4 protein-coding genes and 2 pseudogenes are annotated in these 12733 nt (G+C 31.2%); 1 reads left to right on the top strand and 5 read right to left on the bottom strand.

Translation table 11 applies throughout. The annotated features are described in order from the left end of the window. Window positions 1-412: 412 nt before the first annotated feature. Both QZV12_RS08430 and QZV12_RS08425 read right to left on the bottom strand, forming a co-directional pair. Window positions 413-4930, bottom strand: a complete 4518-nt coding sequence (locus QZV12_RS08430; protein WP_295620204.1) for a right-handed parallel beta-helix repeat-containing protein — start codon at window positions 4928-4930, stop codon at window positions 413-415. Between the two features lie 858 nt (window positions 4931-5788). Next, window positions 5789-7468, bottom strand: a complete 1680-nt coding sequence (locus tag QZV12_RS08425; RefSeq protein WP_295620201.1) for a right-handed parallel beta-helix repeat-containing protein — start codon at window positions 7466-7468, stop codon at window positions 5789-5791. A 753-nt stretch (window positions 7469-8221) separates the two neighbouring features. Here QZV12_RS08425 and QZV12_RS08420 point away from each other — a divergent pair. After that, complete coding sequence (locus QZV12_RS08420) at window positions 8222-10258, top strand: NosD domain-containing protein (RefSeq protein WP_295620197.1); 2037 nt, start codon at window positions 8222-8224, stop codon at window positions 10256-10258. 535 nt (window positions 10259-10793) lie between these two features. On the opposite strand, the pseudogene QZV12_RS08415 reads toward QZV12_RS08420, so the two are convergent. From QZV12_RS08415 to QZV12_RS08405, 3 genes and pseudogenes are all read right to left on the bottom strand, one after another. Beyond that, a pseudogene (locus QZV12_RS08415) lies at window positions 10794-10990 on the bottom strand (IS5/IS1182 family transposase); the annotation flags it as partial. Window positions 10991-11383: 393 nt separating this feature from the next. Next, window positions 11384-11722 (bottom strand): annotated as a pseudogene (locus QZV12_RS08410) (DUF2149 domain-containing protein). Between the two features lie 10 nt (window positions 11723-11732). Beyond that, on the bottom strand, window positions 11733-12365 hold the full coding sequence (locus QZV12_RS08405) for a MotA/TolQ/ExbB proton channel family protein (protein WP_295620194.1): 633 nt from the start codon (window positions 12363-12365) through the stop codon (window positions 11733-11735). Window positions 12366-12733: the final 368 nt, after the last annotated feature.

Here is a 12733-nt window from a genome sequence, read left to right as displayed (position 1 = left end):
TTTTAATTGTTTTTAGTGCTTTTTTTACAATTCATTTATAATTTAAATCAAATTATTTTTTTTTAAAAATAAGATATTAAGATAAAATATTATTTTAAAACTATAAAATGATAACTAATTAATTATTTCTTTAAAACTATAAAAAAAGCAATTAATCAATATAATTATTCTAAAAATTGAAAAAAAGGATTTAATAATATATTTATTTTAAAACTATAAAAAAAGCAATTAATCAATATAATTATTCTAAAAATTGAAAAAACGGATTTAATCATTAATATCTTCTAAAATTGATAAAAAAAGAAAAAATAAAAAATAAAGAATATTTTTTATTTTAATTAATTTTTAACTGAAAATTTTATCTAAACATATATTCTGTTTCTTTTTAATTTAATTTTAGCTAAAATCTTATCTAAACAGGTATTTCTCCATCTGGAACTTCATAAGTGTAGATAACAGAGTAACGCCTGTCAACTATATTAATTAAGGATCCTACAGATATTTCAATTTTGTTGTTGGAGTCATAATAGTCTTCCTTTTCAAAACTGAAGCTTCCAGTTCCATTAATCACAGAGAAATGAACTTCTGTCTGTTTATCTGTTCCATTATTTAAAGTAGCATACATATCAAAGATTGGAAGATTTGTGTCTAATGATCCATCCTTTTTGAAATTAATGATATAAGTTCCAGGAGTCTCAGATTCAATTGCATCAAACTTGATTTCAGTAGTTTTAATCCTTGGACACATTGTTCCTACCCCAACAACTCCAGTATCATTATCCCAGGTTCTTAGATGGTTTACACCATACCAGTTAGGGCCAATCTTTAATTTCAAATCATCGTCCCATTCTCCTGGACCGTAGATTCCAAATGGGTTTGCACTCATTTCACTAAGAATCATCATGCTTGGTCCTTCTGCATTTCTGTAAATTGCATTGCTTGTAACGATTGGCTCAACACAATTTTCAGCTAAATCATAACCTGCATTGAATCTTATTCCTTCAAGTGAATTGTCTGTAATCAGATTGCCTGTAATCACGATTCCAGTACTGTTGTTTGAATCAACAGAGATTCCAATATAGTTATTGCTGATGTTGTTTTGGCTGATTGTAATGTTTACAGCAGAGCTATTGAGATATAATCCATATCCTCTTGGACCTTCTGGAACATCTTCAGTATACCATCCGATATTGTCAATAATGGTGTTGTTAATGATTTCAGTATTATTGCTTCCGAATCCATATTTGATTCCATAGTTGTTTAATCTGATTTCATTTTCCCTCATTGAAATATTGCTGGAATAATCATTGTATATTCCGCTTTCAAATGAATTGATGACGTTTCCATATAGATTGATATTTTCGCTGTTTTGGATTTTTATTCCTGTTCCAGGCAAGATTGTGCTTCCGTTATTGTAATCTTCTATCTTGCTTGAATCTAAGCTGTTGATGATTGTATTGTTTACAATGTTTACATTATTGGATTTGCTTATTGCAATTCCATCGGAATCTCCATTTTGAGAGTTTGGAGTGATTATAAAATTTGAAACATTAACATTGTCTGCATTGATGCTGAAAACAGGACTTTTGCTTAATCCATTTAGCTTGGTTCCACAATTTGTAATCAGATTTAAGCTTTTATTCACCTTTAGATTGATGTTGCTATAGGATTCCCCTAGGAATTCAACAGTATTTCCTGTAGGAGTGCTATCAAGTATCTTTTGGATGTCACTGTTTGGAAGGCTTTTGTCTACAAAGCTAATGTTTGAACCTTCCTTGATTGTGATTGAATTGGCTTTGCTGATTGCCTTGTTTTTAATGTCTCCAAGGAATTTGCTTACTAAGCTGTAGTTTCCAGCAGTTGCTATGTTTATGTTGAATTTTGCAATTCCCTTTGAATCAGTTGTTGCACTATATGTCTTTCCATCAATTACAAAGCTCATCTTTCCATTGCTCAATGCCTTTCCAGCATAATCCCTTAGATAAATGGAGTATTCTCCATTGGAATTTGTTGAATATGTCCTATCATATCCTGTCATTTTTGGTGTGCCTTTAGCTATTGTAATCTTATTTGTTTTCACAATTGACCTGTATTGGTATGTTGCAGGTGAATAGATTTTCAAGGTATAGACCTTTTCATTTGTCAAGTCTATTTTTAGTTTTGCTATTCCTTTGCTGTTTGTTTTGACATGGGTATTTTTTGAATTGATTGTAAATCTGACATTTTTGTTTTTGATTACTTGGTTATTTTCATCCTTTAAGGTAATGCTGTAATATGCTCCTGCCTTTGGAAGATATTTCTTATTTGAACTTAGGATTTTCTGCCTTAAGCTGGTGAAAACTATTTTGTTTGCCTTAGATTTAGCATTATACTGTTTGGTTTTCGGTGAGATTATAGTAACCTTATAGGTTTTCTTTTTAGATGATTTAACCTTGATTTTCGCTATTCCGTTCCTGTTTGTTTTTCTAGCATATTTTTTTGCTCCAATTTTTATGCTTATTTTCTTGTTTGTAATTACCTGATTGTTTTGGTCCTTTAATGTGATGCAGTAGTAATATGCTTTGTTTGGAGCAAATCTCTTATTGTAGCTTATTATTTTTTGGGCTAAAGCCTTGATTGTAATCTTGTTTGTCTTTGAAATGGCCTTATACTTGTTTGTCATAACTGATTTTATAGTGATCTTAAAGGTTTTTACAGCAGATGACTTGATTTTAATTTTAGCAATTCCTTTGCTGTTTGTCTTTGCATTATATGTCTTTTTGTTGAATATGAATTTAACATTCTTGTTTGCAATGACCTTATTGCTTCCATCCTTTAAGGTAATGCTATAGTAATAAGCTTTATTTGGTGCAAATATCTTATTTGAACTGATTATCTTTTGAGCGGTTCTTTTGACTACAATGCTTGCCTTTGCACTGCTTTTGTTATATTCCTTATCACCATCAAAGCTTACAGTGATGGTGTATGTTTTTTCAACTGCAGATTTGATTTCCAGTTTGACCTTTCCATTAGCATCTGTTGTTCTTGTGTATGTCTTTCCATTTAAATTTAATTTAATGGTTTTATTTGCTAATGGGATTCCATAGCTGTCTTTTAGGATTGCTTGGAAAGATGCTCCAGAGTTTGGATATGTGTTCATATTGGAAACAGTGATCTTGCTTCCAATGCTTTCCTTAGGGATGTCTGAATCGCTTATATTAAAGGTTTTATAAAGGTTGCTTCTAACAGTGTAATCTTCAAAAAGTCCAGGGAATATAGCAGTCAATACATTTCCACTTGGCAAATAGTCCTTTTCCCTAAATGTGACTGTTGCAGTACCATTTTTCATCAAGACTTTTTGATAGACATCGCCCTCTTGAGGTTCGCTGTATTTATTGTTTTTATTGAGATAGAAGGTTACATAAATTGAGTTGAAGTCTGTAGCTATTGTTCCGTTTTTATTAACGATTGAAATTTGGTATGTTCCTCTTTTCACTTGGGTGATTTCGCTAATCAGCAATTTGTGTTCCCCTTCCATCCAAGCGATATTCGGTGGCTTATAGAGAGTTGCTCCACATATTGTTTCAGCATCAAAAAATCCATCTGCTAAATAGATAACGCTTTTGTCAACGTCATAGTTTCCATTTCCATCTCCTACATAGATGTACTCGTCCTTTTCGCTATCATAGATGAAAGCGCCTCCATTGAACTTTTTGTAGTCTATATGATATGCAAGCCTTTCAGTATGGCCTAAATAGTAGTTGTTATTGTTTATCTCTAATTTGTCAGCGCCGGTTTTTGCATCCATGTTTCTTACACGGTAATCGTTTAGCACTCCGTATTGGCCATTCTGCTTAAAGAAATTACCTTTAATCTCAATTTTTGTAAGGTTGCAGTTAACATAAACTCCTGCACCGCTCCCATCCTTTTGGTTGTAGGCGATGAAGTTGCTTAGAATATAGATATAATTTGCAGAGATTATCCTTATTCCAAATCCTTTGTTGTCTGTAATGTTGTTTGAATCAATTGTAGTGTTTTGATTGTTTTCATCAATATTGACTCCATATAATCCATTGTTTCTAATGTTATTGTTTGTTATGGTAGTTTTAGTGGAATTGACGATGTTTATTCCTGTATTTGAGTCTTGGACTATGGAGTTTTGTATTGCTGTATTTGTTGAATTGACAATATTGATGCCTGTGGTTGAATTTTTAATGATGGAATTGTCAATAACTGTATTGTCTGCTCCTTCAAGCCTTATTCCATCAGCATATTTGGTTGTGTTGATGGTGCAATTGATTATTTTTACATCTGATGCTCCCCTTACCAATATTCCGTATGCATCATATTCGTCAATTGTATTTGTTAGTGTAAATCCTTGAATTACTGTTCCGCTTGCTTCAGGACTAATATAGAATAATCCAAATGTTCCAGATCCTCTTGTATTTGAAGGGCATGGTGTCATTGCAGTTCCAACATTTGAAATGATTGTAAGCTTCTTGTTTACAACAAAGTGGCAGTGAACATATGATGTTCCTGTAATTATTATTGTATCTCCTGATTGGGCACTGTCAATGGCATTCTGAATGGTCGGATTACTCATTTGGTTAGTTGCACTTCCATCTACAACTATTGTTGATTGGAGATTGGATGCTCCTAATTTTGATGGTGATTTGGATTTGGAATCTATATAATTGTCATTTTCATCCAAATTCTCATCTACAATTATTTCATTCTCTATATTCTCTTCAATTATTTTTTCTTCAATTTTTGAATTAGATATTTTCTCATTCTCAGATATAGTTGTATCGATAGCAAAATTTTCTTCCATTTCCATAGCTGAATTTTCCCCATTATCAATTTCTTTAATTTCGCTTGCTGCAGCAGTTCCCAAACTTGCCAATAGAATGAGAAGAATTAAAGAAATCAATATAATTCCTTTAGTTTTCATAAGTTTTCCTCATTTTAGTAATTATGAATATTGTATTTCAATATGAATATTATTGCAATTATCCTAATATTTTGCATATTTTTTAGTGAATATTCTTATCAATATGTAAAGATATTATTATATATATAATTACTTTATTTGAAATTTTAATTTAATATATCTTTCTTTTTATTTATAACTATTGTTATTTTTTTTATTGAACTGAATTAATTTTCAGTTATTATTGAAAAGTATATTCTTTATGTTTTAAGTCTATTTAAAAAATAGTTGGAGAGCATGTTTAGTTGAAATTATTTTTTAATAATTGTATGAAAATAATGGTGATTTAAATTATTTTTTTTGAAGAAATAGTTGGGTGGAATGATGTTCTGTTTGCTTTTTAAATTTAGTATAAAAATAAGGGGAAGCTCTATTATTATCTTAATAAAAAAATAGGATGAAAAGTAATAGGGAATATTACTTTTCTAATAATTTAACTTATTTTATTGTAAGGGTTGCCGTTTTGCTTACTGCTGCGTATGTACTGTCTCCAGTGTATTTTGCGGTAAATTTGTAAGATCCTTTTTTTGGTTAAGCTTACATTTACGCTTGCAACACCTTGAGCATTGGTTTTTGCTTTGTAGGTTTTGCCGTTTACTGTGAAACTAATCCATTTATCAGCAATTGCAGTTCCTTTTACAGTTTTGAAAGTTGCAGTTAAGGTTTTGGTTTTTGCGCTTGCTGCATAGGATTTGTTAGGAACGGTTAAGCTAGGAGTTTGAACATCTACAGTAATTTTATGAACTGTAAAACTAGCGTTGTAGTCATCGTCACCAAGGAAACAGATAGCGAATGTGTATGCACCTTTGTATCCAAGGTTTATTGAAGTTGTGCTACACCTTTTTCATCAGTTTCAAGGTCATAAACTACACCATTAAATCCGATTTGCACAGGTTTTTTAGCTAAAACATTACCCTTGTCATCAACTAAGGTTACTTTAAAGTATTCTCCTGTTTTTGGGTCTGCTCCTGATACTGCAGTGGTTTTCATGTCTTCTGCAACGATTTGAGTTGCTGATTTTGGAGTTGCAGTTGATTCAAAGTCAATGCTGGTTTCTGTAGCTTCGAGCTTGTCATCTCCAGCAAATGCAATAGCAATAACACCATCTTCAGTTACATCAATGGTTAAAAGACCGTCAGCATAGGTTTCAGCAGTTTGAGTTTCTCCACCATTGAATGCGTAAGTGATTTCTGCTCCTGGTTGTGGGTCGCCGTTTACATCTACCAATTCAATAGTGATCTTTTTGTCAGCAGTTAAGATTTCCTTAATGTTGATTGAAGTAGGAGCTTTATCTGCTGCAGGAATAACAACTCCATTTTCGTCATCCCAGTCTGCATACCATACGGTTACAGGAGTGATTCCAGCTTCAATGGTGTTTCCAGTAATTGAGATAGGTGCATATGGGCTTAAAGGTCCAGAATTACTTAAGATGTACATGAAAGTAATAGACTCTGGGCTTGCGCCGTCAGCTGCAGAAATGCTATTGCCGGTAATGTTGATATCACCGATTGCACTTGGGTATCCATGTGCAGTGTTACCTGATTCTGCTTTCATGAAGATGGATCCTTCAGTAGCTTCAATAACGTTGTCTGCAATGACATATCCGTTCGCTGCTTTTTGGGTACTGATTACAGGTAAGTCCTTAAAGATTATTTCTCCTTCCTCATCTTCACACCATCCGCATCTGATGAATGAGTTGTTTGCAATTATACATCCTTGGGTGGAAGCTCCACCAAAGTAGATAGCGTAACAGTTTTCAATGAAAGTGTTGTCAGTCATTATGTTGTTACCAGAGTTACTTGCAATGGAAATACCGTCAAGAACTTGTCCTTCAAAGGTACATCCTTTAACAGTGATGTCGTGGGAACCCATAAGGTTAACCGCTTTGGTACCGTATTCTTTTGTTCCTCCGTTGGTTACTTTTTCAGAAGAACCGTTGAAGTAACAATTTGAAATGGTACAGAATGATGCGCCTCTACCGTAAACTCCGCTACCCCAATCGAGGAAGTAACAGTTGTTTACAGTACCATTTTCAATTCCTAATTGGATAGCATATCCTGAAACTTTTTGGCCGTATGTTTTTTTGCCATCGGTGTTGACGAATTGGATTCCATCAAATCTAGTTCCAGCTACATTTGCTGTGAAGAGGGCACCTGATCCCCCTTGGGAAGCACCGCTTGCCTTAATGGTTACATTTTTACCTTTTACTGTAAGTTTTTTAGTTAAAGTGAAAGTTTGTCCGTCATCTACATTATAAACTAGGTTTTCACCTAAATCCACTTCTCCTCCATCTTCAGCATTATCGATTAAAGTTTGTATGTCTGCACCGGTTTTTTCTTCACCATCTGCTAATACAACATCATTTGTAGCTGCAGGTTCTTCCACTGCAACAACTTCATCTACTGCATCATCAGCAACATCATCTGCTGCAGATACTGCGGAAACAGATACAGCAACGATCAATACTAAAAGGAGAGATAAAATCACCTTTTTATTCATTGTTTTTCCTCATTTTCTTTTAATTAAAAAATAATGCACTAATATTCTTTTTCTTCAATTTTTAAACACAAAATTCAAAATTTTTTATTTGCTTTTTTTTAAAAAAATTCTGCAAATAAATAGTTTATCGTTTATTTTTTTATTAATATTTTTTATTTTTTTAATTTTTATCAATTGTAAAATAAGTTATTTTATTAAAACAGTATTTATTTTAGTTTTTTTTACATTTTAATTTTTCAAACTCATTTTCATTATTTAATATTGAATAATTTCAATTTAAATCTTATTGCCTATTGATATTCTTTCTATAAATTTTTAATACTTTTTCTAATTTTTTTAATGAAACAGTAATAATTTATATATTTTTTTTAATGATTGTGTAAATAATATACATTCGATAAAAAATATTTTCAAAAAAGTTCTAATTAATCGATTTTAGAAAGTTATTTATATTTTTAATTATATATTACAATCTACAATAAATTATATTTCGATAGAAATATATGATTAAAAATTATTTAAATTATGTAATTTATTATAAATAGGTTTAATTTTTCATTAAATTAATCCAATTATTTAATATTTTGCTTATTTTTAAAATTAATCATTTATATTGATAGAATTAATGGAATTATTTCTCTTAATTTTAAGTGATATGAATGATAATTCAGTATCAGACAGTTAAATTTTAAATCATATTCATATTTCTATGTTTTTTTATAGGAGGTGAAATGTATTAGAAAGAGAATATTAATGATTTTAATCTTATTAATATTCTTCACAAGTATTGGATCTGCAGTTGCAGCTGGGGAAAATGATTTATCAGATTCCTCTGTTGATGGTTCATCAGATTTCCAGGATGTGGAAATTTCCAGTTTAGATGATGTTTTCATCAATTCTTCTGATGTTTTGATTGATGATTCAGTTAAGGATGATTCTAACAGTGCTGGTTCAGATGATTCAATTAATGTCAATTCTAAAATGGTTGATGTAGATGATTCCATTGCAGTGATTTCTGATGTGTCTGGAAATTCAAATGGTAAATCCAAAAATGTCTTAAGTTCAACTAACGATCCGATTATAATCAAAAATGGTGTAATCTCAAGTTCAAGCTCCTTATTGACAAGTCCGCAGACTATTGTGATAAAAGATGCAAAATACTATAAGGGTTCTATCAATGCATATGTTCAAAAGCTTATCGATGATGCAGTAGCTGGAAGCACTATTAGGTTTACAGGTTCCTCCTATGAGAATATCTATTTAAAGATTTCTAAGCCTTTAAACATTATAAGTAAATCTGGTACCAAAATAAAGAATCTATTTAACATTCCTGTATTTGCTATATTGGAAGGAGGGTCTGGAACCAATATAAGTGGATTCACTGTTGACACTCCAGGTTCCTTTGTAGATGCAAGGGGAGTTTCAAAAATTGGAATTTCTGCAAACAAAATATCTACAAAAAGGACTGCCATAGTTTTTGATGAGGTTTATGATTCCATTATAAAAGGCAATCTCTTTTCAAGCTTTAACATTGCAATGGATATTTCCAAGTCTGGAGGAATAGTCATTTCCAAAAACAACATCACTCCAAAAAATGGAAATAACATTGGAATTCACTTGAAGGATATAAGCAGCAAAAAGGGAATCAGCATAACTGACAACAGGATTATTGGTAGTGACAAGCGTAATGATGGCACTGGAATATACTTCGATAGGAATGCAGCTAATGTATTGATTAAGGGAAATGTCATTAGGCAATGGTATACTGGCATTTATTTCCCTAATTCCATCAATAATGTAAGCGTCTTGAACAATACCATTTCCGATAATGGTGATGGTGTCAAAATAGCTGGATGGATTGATGGCTTTACCTTCAATAAGAATATTGTAACAGGTAATGGCAGAAATGGAGTCCTCTTTGATTATGACTTTATGTCTGTAAAGAACAATTTCACATTGGAAAAGAATTACTTCTCATACAATGGAGGTTTGGACCTTAAGAATCAAGGTGATCAAGCTGTCAGCATTGGAGAGAACTTTGCAAAGAATAGATGTTATAGGGTTGGGATGAAATATGGTCTCAATATTGTCTCTCGCCAAAGCGGAGGAAAATATTATTTCTCAGTTGTTGACAGATTTGGCCGTGCTGTTTCAGGATTGCCTAATTTTTCAGCTACTTTAACTATTAATGGCCGTTCATATACTCTTAATTTCATAGATTCTGTAGCATTTATAGATGTTGGTTCTAATGGAGCCGGAAATGGAGGATCTTCTTCCTTGGATATTGGTGAGGACAATAGAGGATTTAATGATTGGGGCCAATTCAATCAAATAGATGCTGACCAAATGAATTATTATGAACAGTTCTATAATGAGCTATTGAATGCCATAATGGAAGCTGATTCCAATAACAGTTCAAGTGATGATTCTGAAAGTGGCTCAAATTGGGATAATAATCCAAGCCAAAACAATTATCAAAATGAATCTGGTTCATCCTATCATTCAGGTACCGGTTCTGGTGATTCTGGTGTTTCATCAGGTTCCTATTCAGTTAATTCCAATGGTTTGATGTCTGGAAGTTCTGGCAGTGCAAGTGCATCAGCAAGTCCTTCTTCATCAGGTTCTACAGCAAGCCCAAGTTCCAATGTTCTTGAAAGTGCATCTGTAAAGACCTTGTCTGTTGATGAGGAAACATTTAGGGTTGTTGGTGTTGGAGGATTGGTTCTTCTGATAATACTTGTTATTGGTTTATACTATCGTGAAGATATTAAGGATATGATGGAAAAGTAATCTTCTATTTTTACTTTTTCTATTTTTTATTAAACTATTTTTTTACAAAATTTTTTATTAATTTTTTATCATGTTTCTTTTTTTACTCTATTTTTCTTAATTTCATTTTATTCTTTTTTTATTTTTTTGCTATTTTTCATAAATTTTAATTTTTATTGGGACTGTAAAAAATTTAACCGATAAATCTTAATTTTAATATAACTTTTCAATTTTTTTATTTAGAGTTGAACTTATTGATTGCCACTAATTTTAAAAATAATATGATAATCAATAGTTAAAATCAATTTAATTGAGTTTACATTAAATTAAATTGACTTTATTTATGCAATGAACGAAATTCTAAACAATTCATATAGATTCATATACTTTGATGAAGATATTTCGGGCTGTCCAGAATGTGGAGTTCATCTAAACAATAACGGAACCTAAATATTCAATTTAAACAAAAATATCACCATATATAAGCAAACATACTCCTGCTCAAATAAAAAATGCAAATTTACAAAAATAACTCATCCTGAAGATTACATAGACAAATATTAAAGTATCTGAGGAGTTCTTTTTTGGAATTAAGTTCATTTAATATGAATTTAATATCTAATCCAAAGATTAAGTTTTTAAAACCATAAGGTGCTAATATTCATAAGTTTTTCTAGAATCCATAATTTTAAATATTTCATTCAACAAAATAGAATTAGGGTCTCGAATATCTAAATTTAATCTATGATTCATTTTTATTACCAATAATATATTTATAATGAATAGTATTTAAATTTATTGATAATCGGACCCTATTTTTTTATATAACTAAGAATACTTTTGTATTTTTAGAATTAAAAGAAAAATTAAGGACCAGAATACAAAGTTTAGACTTAAAATCATTATATTGATTTTTACTTATAAAGAAATCTAATAAAATTAAAATAAGCATATAAAATTTTTCAGTCCCAATAAATGGAATAAAGTAATTAGAGAGATAAGTGAGAAAGATAATGAAAAAATGAAGAAAAAAAGCAGCTAGTAAAATAGTAACTAATTCAAAATAGAATAATAGTGATTTTAATACAAAAAAAATTCAATAATTTCGAGTTAAACTATTTTTATACTTAACTCAAAAAATTATCTTCAATTTTCAATCATGATAAGTTTGCCCGTCTTAGAATCCTTGTAGACTTTACCAAGTTCACTGTATCCCTCACAGGAACTTGAACTGACATCAGGAATTTTATTTAGTTACTGTCCTCGGTCTATCTCTGTCACATGTTTCCTTGCATTGATAGCATCCTGTTTCTGTTCTGGGGTGATATCATAGTTGAAGACGATTGCCTGCATGTTCCATGAAATAACTAGAAAGATAAGCAAGCCCACTGCGATAACAAGCATTGCATCCACAAGGTTGGTAACGCCTGCCATTGGATCTTCCTCATCCTCCTCGAATGCAGTCTTTTGATTAAGCTTAACCATAAAAATCACCTTAGACCTTTTTGATTCTAGTCAAGATCACATCAGTCAACACGTCAATGTTTGCAATGTACTCGTTGTACCATCTTCTTCTTATCTTTCTTATAACATATGTAATGGTACCTGAACCGATACCTACAACGGTTGTGTCTAATGCGACTATGATAGCTTTGGACAGTGTGACTATGTCTCCTGTTCCAAGTTCTGCAAGACCCGGACCCATAGGAATCAATGTGCCCATAAGACCCAATGTAGGACCGATACGGGTTATGATGTCAGTGTAAGACAGCCTTTTCTCGAGTTTCTTTTCTCTGCTATTGACTAGTTTCTTTGCCAATGCTATTCTTGATTCCAAATCTAGGTTGCTGTCTGTTATTTCCTTTAGGTCATTCTTCATTGAGGTCGGAAGCTCTGAACCTTCTACAATATTCAATATTTCCTCTTGACTCTTCGCATTTGAAATGCTGTTTATTAAAGTTTTCATTTTCACATTGGATACTGTCTTCCTGTGCCTGTATTCCCTTATCAGTCCGCCCAATAGAATTATTGCCCCTATTGCAAAGATCAATAGGAATATTATCACAGGAATCTGCAAGCTTTGGCTCACCAGATTCAATGTTGAGGCCAGAATGTTGCTACCAGCCATAAAAACACTACTCTCCTAAAACTATCATTTTTAGCTTGAAAATTTACATCAATTTACTTGAAATTATGCTAATTTAAATTATAAGTTAATTACTGGAATTAATTTTTAATTAATCGGATAATTAAAATAATTAAATTAACAGCATAAATATTAATTTTAAAATTTTATTATCTACAATTAATAAATCAAATAATCTATTAATTTTAAAATCAAAACACTTTTTCATTCTTTGATTTTAAAATCAATAAACTATGTTCCTTTTTAAAAAATAAAAAAAATAAAAGAAGAAACAATAACCATAGATCCGGAAAATATTTCCAAAACCTACAATTGAACGCTTCATCTTTTTTTATAAAAAACTTTAAATT

It is taken from the genome of uncultured Methanobrevibacter sp., assembly GCF_902769175.1.
In the GTDB taxonomy this organism is placed as follows: Archaea; Methanobacteriota; Methanobacteria; order Methanobacteriales; family Methanobacteriaceae; genus Methanobrevibacter.
The sequence above is the reverse complement of the archived record's forward strand: the minus strand, read 5'-3'. Positions and strand labels throughout refer to the sequence as shown.